The organism is Nocardioides sp. GCM10028917 (assembly GCF_042666175.1).
Taxonomy (GTDB): Bacteria; Actinomycetota; Actinomycetes; order Propionibacteriales; family Nocardioidaceae; genus Nocardioides.
On record NZ_JBHTFL010000013.1, the window covers coordinates 37510 to 54607 of the forward strand.

15 protein-coding genes are annotated in these 17098 nt (G+C 70.8%); 12 read left to right on the forward strand and 3 right to left on the reverse strand.

Annotated elements, in window-relative coordinates; all coding sequences use genetic code 11:
* Positions 1 to 46: 46 nt before the first annotated feature.
* The 11 genes from nuoE (at position 47) to ACFQW6_RS20360 (ending at position 13710) form a co-directional block, all read left to right on the forward strand.
* Entirely contained in the window at positions 47 to 790 is a 744-nt protein-coding gene (gene nuoE, locus ACFQW6_RS20310) for an NADH-quinone oxidoreductase subunit NuoE (RefSeq protein WP_378549857.1), read from the forward strand.
* On the forward strand, positions 787 to 2097 hold the full coding sequence (gene nuoF, locus ACFQW6_RS20315) for an NADH-quinone oxidoreductase subunit NuoF (protein ID WP_378549859.1): 1311 nt from the start codon (positions 787 to 789) through the stop codon (positions 2095 to 2097). The genes nuoE and nuoF overlap by 4 nt, the downstream gene beginning before the upstream one ends.
* Positions 2094 to 4562 carry an NADH-quinone oxidoreductase subunit G gene (locus tag ACFQW6_RS20320; protein ID WP_378549862.1) on the forward strand — a complete coding sequence of 823 codons (2469 nt, stop codon included), beginning with the start codon at positions 2094 to 2096 and terminating at the stop codon, positions 4560 to 4562. Before nuoF ends, ACFQW6_RS20320 begins: the two co-directional genes overlap by 4 nt.
* A complete protein-coding gene (gene nuoH / locus ACFQW6_RS20325) occupies positions 4562 to 5902 on the forward strand; it encodes an NADH-quinone oxidoreductase subunit NuoH (protein ID WP_378550767.1) in 1341 nt (446 codons plus the stop codon). Before ACFQW6_RS20320 ends, nuoH begins: the two co-directional genes overlap by 1 nt.
* Positions 5895 to 6452: an NADH-quinone oxidoreductase subunit NuoI gene (gene nuoI, locus ACFQW6_RS20330; protein WP_268109691.1), complete on the forward strand. Its 558-nt coding sequence runs from the start codon at positions 5895 to 5897 to the stop codon at positions 6450 to 6452. The genes nuoH and nuoI overlap by 8 nt, the downstream gene beginning before the upstream one ends.
* Positions 6453 to 6519: 67 nt before the next feature.
* Positions 6520 to 7347, forward strand: coding sequence for an NADH-quinone oxidoreductase subunit J (locus ACFQW6_RS20335; RefSeq protein ID WP_378549867.1), 828 nt, complete (start codon positions 6520 to 6522; stop codon positions 7345 to 7347).
* Positions 7344 to 7637, forward strand: coding sequence for an NADH-quinone oxidoreductase subunit NuoK (gene nuoK, locus ACFQW6_RS20340; protein WP_378549870.1), 294 nt, complete (start codon positions 7344 to 7346; stop codon positions 7635 to 7637). Before ACFQW6_RS20335 ends, nuoK begins: the two co-directional genes overlap by 4 nt.
* 94 nt (positions 7638 to 7731) lie before the next feature.
* Positions 7732 to 9642, forward strand: coding sequence for an NADH-quinone oxidoreductase subunit L (gene nuoL / locus ACFQW6_RS20345; protein ID WP_378550769.1), 1911 nt, complete (start codon positions 7732 to 7734; stop codon positions 9640 to 9642).
* Positions 9639 to 11126 carry an NADH-quinone oxidoreductase subunit M gene (locus tag ACFQW6_RS20350; RefSeq protein WP_378549873.1) on the forward strand — a complete coding sequence of 496 codons (1488 nt, stop codon included), beginning with the start codon at positions 9639 to 9641 and terminating at the stop codon, positions 11124 to 11126. The genes nuoL and ACFQW6_RS20350 overlap by 4 nt, the downstream gene beginning before the upstream one ends.
* On the forward strand, positions 11123 to 12715 hold the full coding sequence (gene nuoN, locus ACFQW6_RS20355) for an NADH-quinone oxidoreductase subunit NuoN (RefSeq protein WP_378549876.1): 1593 nt from the start codon (positions 11123 to 11125) through the stop codon (positions 12713 to 12715). Before ACFQW6_RS20350 ends, nuoN begins: the two co-directional genes overlap by 4 nt.
* Before the next feature lie 17 nt (positions 12716 to 12732).
* On the forward strand, positions 12733 to 13710 hold the full coding sequence (locus tag ACFQW6_RS20360; protein WP_378550771.1) for a polyprenyl synthetase family protein: 978 nt from the start codon (positions 12733 to 12735) through the stop codon (positions 13708 to 13710).
* Between the two features lie 40 nt (positions 13711 to 13750).
* On the opposite strand, the gene ACFQW6_RS20365 is transcribed toward ACFQW6_RS20360, so the two are convergent.
* From ACFQW6_RS20365 to rarD, 3 genes are read right to left on the reverse strand one after another with little or no spacing between them, the layout of a single operon-like run.
* Positions 13751 to 14902 carry a glycosyltransferase gene (locus tag ACFQW6_RS20365; protein ID WP_378549879.1) on the reverse strand — a complete coding sequence of 384 codons (1152 nt, stop codon included), beginning with the start codon at positions 14900 to 14902 and terminating at the stop codon, positions 13751 to 13753.
* A gap of 18 nt (positions 14903 to 14920) precedes the next feature.
* The gene (locus tag ACFQW6_RS20370) at positions 14921 to 15613 is read right to left on the reverse strand and encodes an NADPH-dependent F420 reductase (protein ID WP_378549882.1); all 693 of its coding nucleotides are present in this window, start codon (positions 15611 to 15613) and stop codon (positions 14921 to 14923) included.
* A 48-nt stretch (positions 15614 to 15661) separates the two neighbouring features.
* Entirely contained in the window at positions 15662 to 16570 is a 909-nt protein-coding gene (gene rarD, locus ACFQW6_RS20375; protein WP_378549885.1) for an EamA family transporter RarD, read from the reverse strand.
* Positions 16571 to 16670: 100 nt separating this feature from the next.
* Between rarD and ACFQW6_RS20380 the strand changes: the two genes are divergently transcribed.
* Positions 16671 to 17081, forward strand: a complete 411-nt coding sequence (locus tag ACFQW6_RS20380) for a hypothetical protein (protein WP_378549888.1) — start codon at positions 16671 to 16673, stop codon at positions 17079 to 17081.
* Positions 17082 to 17098: the final 17 nt, after the last annotated feature.

The following is a 17098-nucleotide window of genomic DNA, read 5'->3' on the forward strand; positions in this document are numbered from 1 at the left end:
CCCCCGCTCCGCTCCTCCGCCCGACAACTTCGAGGGGACCCCGACGATGAGCACGGAGTCCACCGTCGCCAAGGCCGAGGCGGAAGCCGCCGCCGTCGCATCCGGGGAGATGCTCGACGAGAAGACCTGGGGCGAGCTGCGCGAGATCGCTGCCCGATACCCCGAGGCCCGCTCCGGCCTCCTCCCGATGCTGCACCTCGTGCAGTCGGTGCAGGGTCGGATCACCCCGGCGGGCATCGAGGCGTGCGCGGAGATCCTCGGGATCAGCGCCGCCGAGGTCAACGGGGTCGCGACGTTCTACACCATGTACAAGCGCAAGCCGGTCGGCGAGTACCACGTCGGCGTCTGCACCAACACGCTGTGCGCCGTCATGGGCGGCGACCTAATCTTCGAGCGGCTCAAGGACCACCTCGACGTCGGCAACGACGAGACCACCGAGGACGGCAAGATCACCCTCGAGCACGTCGAGTGCAACGCGGCGTGTGACTACGCCCCGGTGATGATGGTCAACTGGGAGTTCATGGACAACCAGACGCCCGAGTCGGCCGTCCAGGTCGTCGACGACCTGCGTGCCGGCCGGGAGGTCCACTCGACCCGCGGGCCGCGGCTGTGCACCTGGCGCGAGGCCGAGCGCGTGCTCGCCGGCTTCCCCGACGACCGCGCCGACGAGGGGCCGGCCGCCGGCCCCGCCTCGCTGGCCGGCCTGGCCATCGCCCGCGAGAACGGCTGGACGGCGGGTGCCGACAGGTCGGTCGAGGAAGCCTCCGGAGCCGAGGGAGAGAACAAGTGACCGACACCCTGACCCCGGTCCTCACCGACAACTGGGACGCCGACCGCGCCTGGACGCTGGCGTCGTACGAAGAGCGCGGTGGCTACGCCGCCCTCGACAAGGCGTTCGCGATGACGCCCGACGCCGTGATCGACACCGTCAAGGAGTCCGGTCTCCGCGGCCGCGGTGGCGCCGGCTTCCCGACGGGCATGAAGTGGGGCTTCATCCCGCAGGACAACCCTCGGCCGAAGTACCTCGTCGTCAACGCCGACGAGTCCGAGCCCGGCACGTGCAAGGACATCCCGCTGATGATGGCCAGCCCGCACACGCTGGTCGAGGGCGTCATCGTCAGCTCCTACGCCATCCGCGCCAACACCGCGTTCATCTACGTGCGCGGGGAGGTCCTCCACGTGATCCGCCGCCTGCAGCGAGCGGTGCAGGAGGCCTACCTGGCCGGCCACCTCGGCAAGAACATCCACGGCTCGGGCTACGACCTCGACCTCATCGTGCACGCCGGTGCGGGCGCCTACATCTGCGGCGAGGAGACGGCCCTGCTCGAGGGCCTCGAGGGCCGTCGCGGCCAGCCGCGCCTGCGGCCGCCGTTCCCGGCCGTCGCCGGCCTCTACGCCAGCCCGACGGTGATCAACAACGTCGAGTCCATCGCCTCGGTGCCGAGCATCATCACCAACGGTGCTGCCTGGTTCGCCGGCATGGGCACCGAGAAGTCCAACGGCTTCGGCATCTTCAGCCTGTCGGGACACGTGACGAACCCGGGCCAGTACGAGGCGCCGCTGGGCATCACCCTGCGTGAGCTCATCGGCCTCGCCGGCGGCATGCGCGAGGGCCACGAGCTGAAGTTCTGGACGCCCGGTGGGTCGAGCACCCCGCTGCTGACGCCGGAGCACCTCGACGTGCCCCTCGACTTCGAGTCCGTCGGCGCTGCCGGGTCCATGCTCGGCACGCGCGCCCTGCAGCTGTTCGACGAGACCACCTGCGTGGTCCGCGCGGTGCTGCGGTGGACGGAGTTCTACAAGCACGAGTCCTGCGGCAAGTGCACCCCGTGCCGCGAGGGCACGTGGTGGCTGACGCAGACGATGGCCCGCCTCGAGAAGGGCCAGGGCGACGAGGGCGACCTCGACCTGCTGCTCGACCAGTGCGACAACATCCTGGGCCGCTCGTTCTGCGCCCTCGGCGACGGCGCGACCAGCCCGATCTCCAGCTCGATCCAGCACTTCCGCGACGAGTACCTCGCGCACCTGACCCACGGCGGCTGCCCGTTCGACCCGGCCGCCTCGACCGCATTCGCACCCGTGGGAGCCTCTGCATGACAGCGACCGACAAGGCGCCGGAGAAGACCGACACCGGCCTGGTCACCCTGACCATCGACGGCGTCCAGGTCAGCGTCCCCAAGGACACCCTGGTCATCCGCGCCGCCGAGCAGGTCGGGGTGCAGATCCCGCGCTTCTGCGACCACCCGCTGCTCGACCCGGTCGGCGCGTGCCGCCAGTGCCTGGTCGACATCCCCGACGCCGGCAACGGACGCGGCTTCCCCAAGCCGCAGGCCTCGTGCACCCTGCCGGTCGCGGAGGGCATGGTCGTCAACACGCAGGCGACCAGCGAGGTGGCCGACAAGGCGCAGCAGGGCATCATGGAGTTCCTGCTCATCAACCACCCGCTCGACTGCCCGGTCTGCGACAAGGGCGGCGAGTGCCCCCTGCAGAACCAGGCGATGAGCAACGGCCGTGGCGAGAGCCGGTTCGCCGAGCGCGGCGGCATCAAGCGCACCTTCCCCAAGCCGATCAACATCTCCGCCCAGGTCCTGCTCGACCGCGAGCGCTGCGTGCTGTGCGCGCGCTGCACCCGCTTCTCCGAGCAGGTCGCCGGTGACCCCTTCATCGCCCTCGCCGAGCGCGGCGCGCTGCAGCAGGTGGCGATCTACGAGCGCGAGCCCTACGAGAGCTACTTCTCCGGGAACGCGATCCAGATCTGCCCGGTGGGCGCCCTCACCTCGGCCGACTACCGCTTCCGTTCGCGTCCCTTCGACCTCGTCTCGACGCCGGGCGTCGCCGAGCACGACGCCTGCGGAGCGGCGATCCGCATCGACCACCGCCGCGGCAAGGTCATGCGGCGCCTCGCCGGCAACGACCCCGAGGTCAACGAGGAGTGGATCAGCGACAAGGACCGCTTCGCGTTCCGCTACGCCCAGGTCGCGGACCGGATCACCTACCCGCAGGTCCGCGAGACTCTGCCCAATGGTGAACGGGGCGAGCTGCGACCCGCGTCCTGGACCGAGGCGTTCGCCGTCGCCGCCCGCGGCCTCCGCGACGCCGGCGCCGCCGCCGTGCTCACCGGCGGCCGGCTGACGGTCGAGGACGCGCACGCGTACGCGAAGTTCGCCCGCGTCTCGCTCGGCACCAACGACATCGACTTCCGCGCCCGCCCGCACACCGCCGAGGAGGCCAGCTTCCTCGCCTCCCAGGTGCCGCTGTCGGCAGACGTCACCTACGCCGACCTCGACGCCGCACCCGTCGTGGTGCTGCTCGGGCTCGAGCCCGAGGACGAGGCGGCCACGCTGTTCCTGCGGCTGCGCAAGGCCGCCAAGCGCGGTCGTACGCAGGTCGTGTCCGTGGCCCCCTACGCCTCGCGCGGGCTGACGAAGATGAACGGCCGGCTCGTGCCGGCCGTCCCCGGCACCGAGGTCGAGGTGATCGGCTCGCTCAAGGACGCCGAGCACGGCATCTCCAAGGACGCCGTCATCCTCGTCGGCGAGCGCCTCGCGCTGACCCACGGCGCGCTCAGCGCGGCGGCGCAGCTGGCGGCGAGCACCGGCGCCCGCATCGCCTGGGTGCCGCGCCGCGCCGGTGACCGCGGTGCGGTCGAGGCCGGTGTGCTGCCCAACCTGCTGCCCGGCGGTCGCCCCGTCACCGAGGCGGCGGCGCGCGTCGACCTGGCTGCCGCGTGGGGCGTGGAGTCGCTGCCGGCCAAGGTCGGCCGCGACGGCAACGCGATCGTGGCGGCGCTCCTCAAGGGCGACCTCGGCGGCCTCGTCGTCGGCGGCGTCGACCCGGACGACACGGCCGACCCGGCCGCCTTCCGGGCGGCGCTCGACGCGGCGCGCTTCGTCGTCAGCCTCGAGCTGCGCGAGACCGACGTGACCCGCGTCGCCGACGTCGTCCTGCCGGTGGCACCGGTCACCGACAAGGCCGGCACCTTCGTGACGTGGGACGCCCGTGCGCGGTCCTTCGACGCGGTGTTCGCCAACCCGTCCTCGCTGCCCGACCTGCGCGTTCTGTCCGGGATCGCCGACGAGCTCGCCGCGATCGGCCACGGCCGGCCGCTGGGCTTCCGCACGGTCGCCGAGGTCCGCGACGAGATCCAGGCCCTGGGCCCGTGGGACGGTGCCCGTCCGGCGCACGACGCCGGCAAGGCGCCGAAGCCGGCCAGGGCGCCGAAGAAGGGCGAGACGGCCTTCGCGCTCGCCACCTGGAAGCAGCTCCTCGACCTCGGCTCGATGCAGGACGGCGAGGAGCACCTGCGCGCCACCGCCCGCAGGCCGGTCGCCCGGGTCAGCCGCGCGTCGTACGAGTCGGTGCTCGGCATGCTCGAGTCGCAGCCCGGCAGCGAGCAGCTCGTCACGGTCACCGGCGACCGGGGCAGCGTGACGCTGCCCGTCGTCGTCGCCGACATGCCCGACGGTGTCGTCTGGGTCCCGGCCCGGTCCTTCGGCCGCGGCGTCCTCGCCGAGCTCGCCTCGCCCGGCAGCACGGTCACCCTGAAGGGAGCCACTCGATGATGCAGCTCGCTCCGCTCGCGGCGGACCTGCCCGACCCGGGCCTGGCCGCCTTCGGCCACGACCCGTGGTGGGTGATCCTGCTCAAGGCCCTGTTCATCTTCCTGATCCTGGTGCTGCTGACGCTCTTCAACATCTGGTTCGAGCGCCGTGTGGTCGCCCGGATGCAGCACCGCGTCGGGCCCAACGTGCACGGCCCCTTCGGCCTCCTGCAGTCGCTCGCCGACGGCGTGAAGCTCGCGCTCAAGGAGGACATCGTCCCCAAGGCGGCCGACAAGGTCGTCTTCCTGCTGGCGCCGATCATCGCGACCGTGCCCGCCTTCGTGACCTGGGCCGTCATCCCGCTCGGCCCCGTCGTCAACTTCTTCGGCGTCGAGACGCCGCTGCAGCTCACCGACATGCCGGTGGCGGTGCTCTTCATGCTCGCCATCGCCTCGATCGGCATCTACGGCATCGTCCTCGGCGGCTGGTCGTCGGGCTCGACGTACTCACTGCTGGGCGGGCTGCGCTCGAGCGCCCAGATGATCTCCTACGAGGTCGCGATGGGCCTCGCGCTCGTGGCGGTGTTCCTCTACGCCGGGTCGATGTCGACGTCGGAGATCGTGGCTGCGCAGGACCGGCTGTGGTTCGGCCTGATCCTGCTGCCGTCGTTCGTCATCTACGTGATCTCGATGGTCGGCGAGACCAACCGTGCCCCCTTCGACCTCCCCGAGGCCGAGGGTGAGCTGGTCGGCGGCTTCCACACCGAGTACTCCAGCCTGAAGTTCGCGCTGTTCTTCCTCGCCGAGTACATCAACCTCGCGACCGTGTCGGCCATCGCCACGACGCTGTTCCTCGGCGGCTGGGCGGCGCCGTGGGGCATCGAGAACGTGTGGGAGGGCGCCAACAGCGGCTACTGGCCCCTGCTCTGGTTCTTCGGCAAGGTCTTCTGCTTCGTCTTCCTGTTCGTCTGGCTGCGCGGCTCGCTGCCCCGCATGCGCTACGACCAGTTCATGGCGCTGGGCTGGAAGATCCTGATCCCCGTCTCGCTGGCCTGGATCGTGGCCGTCGCGACGATCCGCGTCATCTCGCTCGAGGGCAACATCAACCGCACCTACCTCGTCGCCGCGATCGCCGTCCTGCTCGTCCTCACCGTGGCGCTGATGTTCGTCGGGGACCGTGGCGACAAGACGGACGAGCAGAGCCCGGTCGAGGCGAGCGACGAGCCGCACGACGCGTTCGCCGGCGGCTTCCCCGTCCCGCCGATGCCCGCTGGCGGCGCCGTGCGCGGCGGCGCCGCGCCGCTGACGTTCGCCCAGAGCCGCACCACCGTCACCGCTTCAGCGGAGGAGAACCATGAGTGAGTCCCCTCAGTCCGAGCAGGGGTCCAAGGGCATCAAGGAGAGCCTCTGGGACCCGATCGCCGGGTTCGGCGTCACCTTCCGGACGATGTTCAAGAAGGTCGTCACCGAGCAGTACCCCTTCGAGAAGCTCCCGACGGCTCCGCGCTTCCACGGCCGGCACCAGCTCAACCGCTGGCCCGACGGCCTCGAGAAGTGCATCGGCTGCGAGCTGTGCGCGTGGGCCTGCCCGGCCGACGCCATCTACGTGGAGGGCGCGTCCAACGTCGACCTCCCGGACGGCTCGGGACGCTTCAGCCCCGGCGAGCGCTACGGCCGCGTCTACCAGATCAACTACCTGCGCTGCATCCTGTGCGGGCTCTGCATCGAGGCGTGCCCGACCCGCGCGCTCACGATGACCAACGAGTACGAGCTGGCCGACGACAACCGCGCCGACCTCATCTACGAGAAGTCCGACCTGCTCGCCCCGCTGCTGCCGGGCATGGAGGAGCCGCCGCACGCGATGCGGCTCGGCGACGACGAGGGCGACTACTACCGGGGGGCCACCCGATGAACCACCCCACGAAGTTCTCGTTCTCCCCCGCTTCGCTCCTCCGCCCGACAACTTCGAGGGGACCCCGATGACGTTCTGGATCCTGGCCCCGATCATGGTGGCCGCCGCGCTGGGCATCCTGTTCGTCCGCAAGGCCGTGCACGCCGCGCTGCTGCTCGCCGTGGTGATGATCAGCCTGGCGTTCCTCTACGCCGTGCTCGACGCCCCGTTCCTCTTCGCGGTGCAGATCATCGTCTACACCGGCGCGATCCTCATGCTGTTCCTCTTCGTGATGATGCTGATCGGCGTCGACGCGACCGACTCCGTGGTGGAGACGATCCGCGGCCAGCGTGTGATGGCGGTCGTCCTCGGGCTCCTCTTCGGCGTCGTGCTGGTCGTCGGCATCAGCCAGGTCACGCTCGGCACGGTGGTCGGGCTCGACGAGGCCAACGCCGGCGGCAACGTCCCGGCGATCGCCAACATCCTGTTCTCCCGCTACGTGTTCGCCTTCGAGGCGACCAGCGCCCTGCTCATCACCGCCGCGCTCGGCGCGATGGTGCTCGCCCACCGCGAGCGCCTGGCCCCGAAGGCGACGCAGGCCGACCAGGCCGCCCAGCGCCTGCGCGACTACGCCGAGCACGGCAAGCACCTCGGCCCGCTGCCCTCGCCGGGCGTCTACGCCCGCCACAACGCGGTGGACACCCCGGCCCTGCTGCCGGACGGCACCGCCGCCGAGTCGTCGGTCTCCCGGGTGCTCGCCGCCCGCGGCACGGTCCGCTCGGCTCCCGCGCTCGCCGACGACATCGACGACGTACGCCGTCAGATCGGTGACCCCGCCACGATGCCCGAGACCTCGGGCAAGGCCGGCGCACCCGCGACCACCGAAGAGGACGTCGAGAAGGGCGTGCACAAGTGACCCAGTACGTAGTCCTCTCGGCGATCCTCTTCACGATCGGCTGCGTGGGTGTCCTCACGCGCCGCAACGCCATCGTGGTGTTCATGTGCATCGAGCTGATGCTCAACGCCTGCAACCTGGCGTTCGTGGCCTTCGCCCGGCAGCACGGCAACCTCGACGGACAGATCACCGCCTTCTTCGTGATGGTGGTGGCTGCTGCCGAGGTCGTGATCGGGCTCGCGATCATCATGACCATCTTCCGCACCCGACGCTCGGCCTCGGTCGACGACGCCAGCCTGCTGAAGTACTGAGGGAGCGCTCGTGAACCTGTTGTCCCACTCAGTCCTCGCGGCTGGCCTGCCGATGGCCGAGGAGGGCTCCCACGCGCCCGTGGTCGCGCCCGACATGGGCGCGGGCGGTGTGTTCGACCTGCTCTGGCTGGTCATCGCGCTCCCGGCGCTCGGCGCGGTCCTGCTGCTCGGTGTCGCGCCGTTCCTGCCGGCCTCGCTCAAGGCGGCCGCCGACAAGCACGGCCACCTCCTCGGCACCGCGATGGCGGCGCTGTCCTTCGTGCTCAGCCTCGTGCTGTTCTTCACGCTGGTGGGCCGCGACGCCGAGTCGCGCCAGGTCGGCCAGCACCTGTGGACGTGGTTCGAGACCGGCTCGCTGACGGTCGGCATGGACCTGCTCTACGACCCGCTCGCCGCGCTGTTCCTGCTCCTGATCACCGGTGTCGGGTCGCTGATCCACGTCTACGCCATCGGCTACATGGAGCACGACCCGCGTCGTCGCCGCTTCTTCGGCTACCTCAACCTGTTCGTCGCGGCGATGCTCACGCTGGTCCTGTCGGCCAACTTCGTGGGCCTGTTCCTGGGCTGGGAGGGCGTCGGCCTGGCGTCGTACCTGCTCATCGGCTTCTGGCAGCACAAGCCGTCGGCCGCTGCCGCCGCGAAGAAGGCGTTCGTCATCAACCGTGTCGGTGACGTCGGCCTGTCGCTGGCGATCGCGCTGATGTTCGCCACCTTCGGCACCACCGACTTCGGTGCCGTGAGCGAGCTGGCGGGCGAGGCGAGCCAGGGCACGCTCAACGCGCTCGGGCTGCTGCTCCTGCTCGGCGCGTGCGGCAAGTCCGCGCAGGTCCCGCTCCAGGCCTGGCTGCTCGACGCCATGGAGGGCCCGACCCCGGTCTCGGCCCTCATCCACGCCGCAACCATGGTGACGGCCGGCGTCTACCTCGTCGTGCGGTCCAACTTCATCTACGACCTCACGCCCGTCGCGCAGACCGCGGTGGTCGTCGTCGCCACCGTCACGCTGCTCTGGGGTGCGATCCTCGGCTGCGCCAAGGACGACATCAAGAAGGCGCTGGCCGGCTCGACGATGAGCCAGATCGGCTACATGATGCTCGCCGCCGGCCTCGGCCCGGTGGGCTACCCGTTCGCGATCTTCCACCTGCTCACCCACGGCTTCTTCAAGGCCAACATGTTCCTCGGAGCCGGCTCGGTCATGCACGGGATGAACGACGACGTCGACATGCGCCACTACGGCGCGCTCAGCAAGGCGATGCCGGTCACCTTCCTGACCTTCGCGATGGGCTACCTCGCGATCATCGGCTTCCCGGGCTTCTCCGGCTTCTGGTCCAAGGACCGGATCATCGAGACCGCGCTCGCCGAGAACCTCTTCATCGGGATCCTGGCCCTCGTCGGCGCGGGCATCACCGGCTTCTACATGACCCGCCTCATGCTGATGACCTTCTTCACCAGCAAGCGCTGGGAGAAGGGCGTGCACCCGCACGAGTCGCCCAAGGTGATGACGGTCCCGCTGATCGTGCTGGCGGCGCTGTCGGTGCTCGGTGGACTCCTGCTGTTCAACGACTGGATCGTCACCTGGCTCGAGCCGGTGACCGGACACGTCGAGCACCACGAGCCGCCGCTGCCGGCGCTCGTGATCACGCTGATCATCACCGCCGTCGTCGCGCTCGGCGTCGCCGCGGCCTGGTTCCTGGTGGGCAAGCGGGACATCCCGCGCGAGGCCCCGCAGGACGTGTCGTTCGCGACCCGCGCGGCCCGCGCCGACCTCTACGGTGACGCGATCAACGACGCGGTCGTCGTACGCCCCGGAGCCGCGCTCGTCGGTGGTCTGGCCACCTTCGACCGCGTCGGCGTCGACGGTGTCGTCGAGGGCGGCTCGTCCGCCGTCGGCGGCCTGTCCACCACGATGCGTCGAGTCCAGAACGGCTTCGTCCGCTCCTACGCCCTGTCCCTCCTCGGTGGCGCCCTGCTGGTCGTCGTCGCTCTGCTGGCGGTGAACCTCGGATGATCCTGACTGTCCTGATCCTGCTGCCGCTCGTCGGCGCCCTCGTCACGGCCTTCGTGCCGGCCGCGGTCGCCCGGCTGGTCGGCCTCGGCTTCGCCGCCGCGACCCTGGTCGCCGGCATCGTGGCCGCGACGCAGTACGACGCCGGCGACGGCATGCAGCTCACCGAGACCCACACCTGGATCGAGTCCCTGGGCGTCCACTACGCCCTCGGCGTCGACGGCCTCGGCCTGCTGATGGTGCTGCTCACGGTCGTCCTCGTGCCGATCGTGCTGCTGGCCGGCTGGCACGAGTCGGAGGCGCCGGGCAACAACGGCGCGAAGGCCTTCTTCGCCTGGACCCTGGCCCTGGAGGCGATGTCGCTGGCGGTCTTCACCGCCACCGACGTGCTGCTCTTCTACGTCGTGTTCGAGGCCACGCTGATCCCGGCGTACTTCCTGATCGGCGGCTTCGGCCGGGCCGGCCGGGGACGTGCCGCGACCAAGTTCCTCATCTACCAGCTCGCCGGCGGGCTGATCATGCTCGCCTCGGTGATCGGGCTCTACGTCGTCTCCGCCGACGCGGGCAACCCGAGCTTCCTCATCAGCGACCTGGCCGCGCTCGACATCGACGAGACCACGCAGCGCTGGCTGTTCGTCGGCTTCTTCGTCGCCTTCGCGATCAAGGCGCCGATGTTCCCGGTCCACACCTGGCTGGCCGACACGACCGAGAAGGCGACCACCGGCACCTCGGTCCTGCTGGTCTGCATCCTCGACAAGATCGGCACGTTCGGCATGCTGCGGTTCTGCCTCGGGCTGCTGCCCGACGCCTCGCAGTGGGCCACGCCCGTCGTGATCGTGCTCGCGCTGATCTCGATCATCTACGGCGCGCTGGTCGCGCTCGCCCAGGACGACGTCCTGCGCCTGATCGGCCTCACGTCGCTCTCGCACTTCGGCTTCATCGTGCTGGGCATCTTCGTGTTCAGCTCGAACGGCAGCTCCGGCGCGATCCTCTACATGGTCAACCACGGCATCGCGACGGCGCTGATGTTCCTCGTCGCCGGGTTCCTGATCCGTCGCACCGGGACCGCGTCCATCCGGGAGATGGGCGGGGTGGAGAAGGCCGCCCCGGTGCTGGCCGGGTTCTTCCTCGTCGGTGGCCTCGCCGCGGCCGGCCTCCCCGGCCTGTCGCCGTTCGTCTCCGAGATGCTCGTCATCATCGCCGCGTTCGACCACCACTGGCTGGTCGGCTCCGTCGCCGTCCTCGCGATCGTCCTCGCCGCGTTCTACGCGCTCTGGATGTACGAGCGGACGATGACCGGTCCGGAGCGGATCGGTGTCGCGCCGGTGGCCGACCTCGACCGGCGTGAGGTGGGCATCCTCGCCCCGCTGCTGCTCGCGCTCCTGCTGTTCGGCTTCTACCCGATGCCGCTGCTCGACGTCATCAACCCGTTCGTCCACGAGTCGCTCGCGAGTGTGGGCATCGGCCAGGAGGGTGGTCCCCAGTGACCGAGTTCGTGAAGCCCAGCGTCGAGTACTTCGAGCTCTGGCCGTTGCTGGCCGTCTTCGGCGTCGCCTGCCTGGGGGTGGTCGTGGAGGCGTTCCTCCCGCGCTCGATCCGCTACACCGCCCAGGTCGTGCTGGCCCTCGGCGGCCTCGTGCTCGCCCTCGTCGGCGTGGTGTTGGTCGCGCAGGAGGTCCAGACGTACGACGACGGCGCCGCGCGTGGCGTCCTCGCCGTCGGCGGGACGATCGCGGTCGACGGGCCGACCCTCTTCATCTGGGGCCTGGTCCTGGCGCTGGCCATCGCCGGTGTGCTGCTCTTCGCCGAGCGGCACCTCGACGGCGGGGTGTCGGCGTTCGCCGGCCAGGCCGCCGCCGTGCCGGGCACCGACGCGGAGACCGCGTCGATCGCGGCCAACCGCGAGCACACCGAGGTCTACCCGCTGATGATGTTCGCGGTCTTCGGCATGATGCTCTTCCCGGCCGCCAACGACCTGCTGACGATGTTCGTCGGCCTCGAGGTCCTGTCGCTGCCGCTCTACCTGCTGAGCGGCCTCGCCCGTCGCCGCCGCCTGCTCAGCCAGGAGGCCGCGCTCAAGTACTTCCTCCTCGGCGCGTTCTCCTCGGGCTTCTTCCTCTACGGCGCGGCGCTGCTGTACGGCTTCGCCGGCGCCCTGGACTTCGCCTCGATCAACGAGGCGGTGCGCAACGACGTGGGCAACCAGAGCCTGCTGCTCATCGGCACGGGCCTGCTCTCGGTCGGCCTGCTCTTCAAGGTCGGCGCCGTCCCGTTCCAGGCCTGGACGCCCGACGTCTACCAGGGCGCCCCGACCCCGGTCACCGCCTTCATGGCGGCCGGCACCAAGGTCGCCGCCTTCGGTGCGATCATGCGCCTGTTCTACGTCGCTCTCGGTGCGGACCGGTGGTCGTGGCAGCCGATGCTGTGGATCATCGCCGTGCTGTCGATGTTCGTCGGTGCCGCGCTGGCCATCACGCAGACCGACATCAAGCGCCTGCTGGCCTACTCCTCGGTCGCCCACACCGGCTTCATCCTCACCGGCGTCCTCGGCCTGCAGGCCGCTGACCAGCTGGCCGTCGGCGAGATCAGCTCCGTCCAGGCCGTGCTCTTCTACCTGGCGACCTACGGATTCGCGACGATCGGCGCCTTCGCGGTGGTGAGCCTGGTCCGCGACGGGGCCGGCGAGACCACCTCGATCGACCGGTGGGCCGGGCTCGGCAAGGAGTCGCCCGTCGTGGCTGCGGTGTTCGCCTTCTTCCTGCTGGCCATGGCGGGCATCCCGCTCACCTCCGGCTTCGTGGGCAAGCTCGCGGTCTTCTCCGTGGCCCTCGCCGCGGGCGCCTGGCCCGTCGTGGTCGCGGCCGTGATCGCGAGCATCATCGCGGCGTTCCTCTACGTCCGGGTCATCAAGGTCATGTACTTCGACGCGCCGGTCGGCGACGGCCCGAGCGTGGCGTACCCGTCGGTGCTCACCGCGACGACCATCGCCGTCGGTGCCGCGATCACCCTCGTCCTCGGCGTGCTGCCGGGGCCGGTGCTCGACCTGGCGGCTGTTGCGGGAGAATTCATCAGGTGACCGACTCGCCCCTTGCCATGCCCGTCGTCGACGCCGCTCTCGAGCAGCGGCTGGTCGAGCGGATGGCGCGCGTCGAGGAGATGCTCGCCGACCACTGCAGGGGGCGTGCACAGTTCGTCTCGGAGGCCGCGACGCACCTGATGATGGCCGGTGGCAAGCGCTTCCGACCGTTGCTCGTGCTGCTCGCCGCCGAGGCCGGCCCCGACCCCGACGCGGACGCGGTGGACACCGCCGCCTGCGTCGTGGAGCTCACCCACGTCGCCTCGCTCTACCACGACGACGTGATGGACGAGGCGTCCCTGCGCCGCGGCGCCCACACCGCCAACGCCCGCTGGGACAACAACGTCGCCATCCTCACGGGCGACTTCCTGTTCGGGCGCTCCTCGGAGCTCACCGCCGAGCTGGGTCCGGAGGCTGTGCTCATCCAGGCGCGCACCTTCACCCGGCTCGTCGAGGGCCAGATCATGGAGACCGTCCCGCCCGGCCCGGGCGAGGACCCGCTGGCGCACTACCTGGACGTCGTCGCCGGCAAGACGGGCTCGCTGATCGCCACGTCCGCCCGCTACGGCGCGATGTTCAGCGGGGCCCGCCCGGAGGTCGTCGAGGCCCTGAGCTCCTACGGCGAGATCGTCGGCTCGGCCTTCCAGCTGACCGACGACATCCTCGACATCGCCTCGGAGTCCGACGCGTCCGGCAAGACGCCCGGCACCGACCTGCGCGAGGGCGTACCCACGCTCCCCGTGCTCATGGCCCAGGCCTCCACCGACCCGGCCGACGCCCGGCTGCTGTCGCTCCTCGGCCGGCCGCTGGCCGACGACGCCGAGCACGCCGAGGCCCTCGAGCTCATGCGCCGGCACCCGGCCATGGAGCAGGCCCGCGACCACGTGCTGGCCGAGGCCGCCCGCGCCAAGAAGCTCCTCGAGGCCCTCGACCCCGGCCCCGTGCGCACGGCCCTCGAGTCCTTCGCCGACATCGTCGCGACCCGCTCGTCCTGAGCCCGCCCGCTCCTGGGGCGGGCACCCGTCAGTGCAGCGCTCACCACGGGTGTGCCTGGCGCGCGGCCTCCTCCAGCGCCGCAACGGCGACCGACGCCTCCGGCAGGCGGGCCATCTCGTCGGCGACAGCGACACAGCTTGCCCGCATCGCGCCGTCGTCGAGGAGCGCGCGAGCGCTCGACCCGAGCTCCTCGGGCGTGACGGTGACGGCGTCGAGCGCCGCTGCGACGCCCAGCTCGGCAGCGCGCACGGCGTTGTGTGGCTGGTCCGCGCCGAGCGGGAGGAGCAGCGACGGCAGGCCGTGCGCGAGGGTCGCCATCAGGCTGCCCGAGCCACCGTGCGAGACGACCAGGTCGACCTCGGGCAGGAGCTCGGCCTGCGGCAGGAACCGTTCCACCCGTACGTGCGCCGGCTGGGGTCCGAGGTCGGCGGGGTCGGTCCCGCGCCCCACGGTGGCCACGACGTCGACGTCGAGCGAGCCGAGCCCGGCCAGGATGCGCTCGAACAGGTCCCCGGACGCGCGCGCGAAGATCGTGCCGAGGGTGACGTAGACGCTCGGGCGACCGGCGTTCGTGGGGGACCGCGGCGTACGGACCGACCGGTAGTACGTGGGCCGGAGCGACAGTGGCGACCCGGGACTGCGGAACGACGGCGCAGCCTCGCTCAGGACCAGCCCCGAGGTCAGCCGCGTCAGCGCGGGGTCCGGTGGCAGGCCGTGCTCGGCGCGTAGGGCGTCGAGGCGGGGGGCGACGAGCTCCGGCCGGAGCAGCAGGCCGGCGGCCAGCACGAGGTGGCTGGCGACGGGGACGCCCAGCAGCTCGGCGGCGATGGTCGTGCCCAGGTCGGTCTCGTCCCGCAGCACGAGGTCGGGCCCGAACTCGCGGACCACGTCGGGCACGGCTGCCGCCATCCGGCGTGCGCCGCGGTCGGCGAAGTTGTCGGCGAACTCGAGCTCGGTCGCCCGCGCGTCCATCACCTCCAGCGGCGCGCGACCCTCAGCGGCCGCCGCCTGGGCGTGGTGTGGCGACGGGCTGGTCGCGAAGGCGGTGAAGTTCGCCTCCTCGATCCGCGGCACCAGGCCGCCCGAGCCGGCGATCGCCACCTCGTGTCCGGCGGCGCGCACCGCCCGAGCCAGCGGAAGCAGGGGTGCGAGGTGGCCGAGACCTCCGACGAACGTCACGAGCAGGCGCATGGTGTCGCAGCCTAGGGCTCACATGTCGCGGTAGCGGACGGCGGCGTCCAGGGCCTTTCGCAGGTCGGCCGCGGTGGCCGGGCGGGTGCCCGTCGCGAAGTCCTCGGCGTCGGGCTGCGCGTACGGCTGGACGTACGCCGCCGTGTCGCGCTGGTAGCGCCAGCCCTCGCGGAGCGGTCCCGCGTCCAGGGCGTCGTAGCCGATCGAGTCGAGGAGCTCGGTGACCTCGCGCTTGGCGTCCGCGTCGTCGCCGGCGATCACGAGCGCCGACCGGTCGGGATCGCCCTGCGGGCGGCCCAAGGAGGCGAGGTGGGGGAAGAAGATGTTGTTGAACGCCTTCACCACGTGCGATCCGGGCAGGTGGGCCTGGAGGAGCTCGGACGTGGTGGTCGACTCGTCGTCGAGCTCGGCGATGTGCCCGTCGCGGTCCGGGTAGTAGTTGTTCGTGTCGATGACGGTCTTGCCGCGCAGCGGCTCGACGGGCACCTCGCGGTAGGCCTTGAGCGGGATCGTCACCACGACGATGTCACCGGCCTCCGCCGCCTCCGTCGCGGTCGCTGCCCGGGCGCGGTCACCCAGCTCGGCGACCAGGTCCGTGAGGGTCTCCGGTCCTCGACTGTTGGAGAGCACCACGTCGTGGCCCGCGGCGACCGCCAGCCGTGCCACGGTGCTGCCGATGTTCCCGCTGCCGATGAGTCCGATGGTCGTCATGGAGGGCCGAACCTCACGCGGGTCCGGTGCATTCCGCGAGAGCACCGATCAGACGGCGCTGGCGTGTGCCACGAGGCGCAGCTGGCGGCGGCGGTGGTTGACCGCCTCCACGGTGAAGATGACGAGCGCGACCCAGACCAGGCCGAAGCCGATCCAGCGGCTGGCGGGCATGGCCTCGTCGAAGACGAGGATGCCCAGGGCGAACTGGATGGTGGGGGCGAGGTACTGCAGCAGTCCGAGCGACACCATCGACACGCGGATCGCCGCGGCGCCGAACAGCATCAGGGGGACGGCGGTGATGATGCCGGTGGTGGTGAAGAGGAGCGCGTGCCCGGCGCCCTCGGTGCCGAACGTCGACTCGCCGGTGGTGACCAGCCAGGCGACGTACGCCGCTGCGAACGGCGCGATGACGAGGGTCTCCAGCGTGATGCTCTCCACCGCTCCGACGCCCGCCTGCTTCTTGAGCAGGCCGTAGGTGCCGAAGGAGAAGGCGAGGACGAGTGCGACCCAGGGCGGTCGTCCGTAGTCGATGGTGAGCACGACGACCGCGACGAACGCGATGCCCATCGCGACCCACTGCAGGCGCCGCAGGTGCTCGCCCAGGACGAGCACGCCCATCAGCACGGTCACGAGCGGGTTGATGAAGTAGCCCAGCGAGGTCTCGACGACGCGGTCGTTGTTGACGCCCCAGATGTAGCCGCCCCAGTTGACCGTGATGACGACGGCCGCGCCGCTGATCAGGAGCAGCTTGCGGCGGTCGCGCAGCAGCGCCCGGAAGTGTCCCACGCGTCGCGCCAGGACGAGGATGACGAGCATCGTGAGCACCGACCAGACGATGCGGTGAGCGAGGATCTCGATCGCGCCGGCGGGCTCGAGCAGCGTCCAGTAGAGCGGGAAGGTGCCCCAGAGGATGTAGGCCAGCGCGCCGAAGATCAGTCCGCGTCGGCTATCTGGCACTCCCGGAGTCTAGAGGCGGCCGTTCGCCTACGATGGAGCGGCCTCGGGGTGCGGACCCCGTCAGGCCACGACGTCATCACCACTGAGGGGGAACTCCACCATGCGGACTCTTCGCACCGTCCTGGCGGCGCTGGTCGCCGCACTGCTCCTGGTCGGCGGGCTCAGCACGAGCGCCGGCGCCGGGTCGCTGCCGAAGCGCGTCATCGAGGAGGTGCCGCCGAAGACCAAGCAGGTCTCCTACAACGCCTTCAAGCTCAAGGGCACCGTCTCGGAGCCGCAGCTCGACGGCACCCTGCTGCCCTACGCCAACCAGAAGGTGAAGATCCTCAAGAAGGCGTGCGGCTCCTGCAAGTGGAAGACCGTGAAGAAGGTGAAGACCAACGACAGCGGCGTCTTCAAGACCCGCATCTACGCCCCGGACCGGGGTCGCTGGAAGTGGCGCTCGAAGGTCGACCACTCGAACGGCTTCGGCAACACCAAGGGCAAGGTCTGGACGCTCTTCTTCGACTGAGCCCCGGTCACCGCACC

Coding starts and splice junctions, on each gene's coding strand:
- nuoE (WP_378549857.1), top strand. CDS start 47: ATGAGCACGGAGTCCACCGTCGCCAAGGCCGAGGCGGAAGCCGCCGCC.
- ACFQW6_RS20320 (WP_378549862.1), top strand. CDS start 2,094: ATGACAGCGACCGACAAGGCGCCGGAGAAGACCGACACCGGCCTGGTC.
- nuoH (WP_378550767.1), top strand. CDS start 4,562: ATGCAGCTCGCTCCGCTCGCGGCGGACCTGCCCGACCCGGGCCTGGCC.
- nuoI (WP_268109691.1), top strand. CDS start 5,895: ATGAGTGAGTCCCCTCAGTCCGAGCAGGGGTCCAAGGGCATCAAGGAG.
- ACFQW6_RS20335 (WP_378549867.1), top strand. CDS start 6,520: ATGACGTTCTGGATCCTGGCCCCGATCATGGTGGCCGCCGCGCTGGGC.
- nuoL (WP_378550769.1), top strand. CDS start 7,732: ATGGGCGCGGGCGGTGTGTTCGACCTGCTCTGGCTGGTCATCGCGCTC.
- ACFQW6_RS20350 (WP_378549873.1), top strand. CDS start 9,639: ATGATCCTGACTGTCCTGATCCTGCTGCCGCTCGTCGGCGCCCTCGTC.
- ACFQW6_RS20360 (WP_378550771.1), top strand. CDS start 12,733: ATGCCCGTCGTCGACGCCGCTCTCGAGCAGCGGCTGGTCGAGCGGATG.
- ACFQW6_RS20365 (WP_378549879.1), bottom strand. CDS start 14,902: ATGCGCCTGCTCGTGACGTTCGTCGGAGGTCTCGGCCACCTCGCACCC.
- ACFQW6_RS20370 (WP_378549882.1), bottom strand. CDS start 15,613: ATGACGACCATCGGACTCATCGGCAGCGGGAACATCGGCAGCACCGTG.
- ACFQW6_RS20380 (WP_378549888.1), top strand. CDS start 16,671: ATGCGGACTCTTCGCACCGTCCTGGCGGCGCTGGTCGCCGCACTGCTC.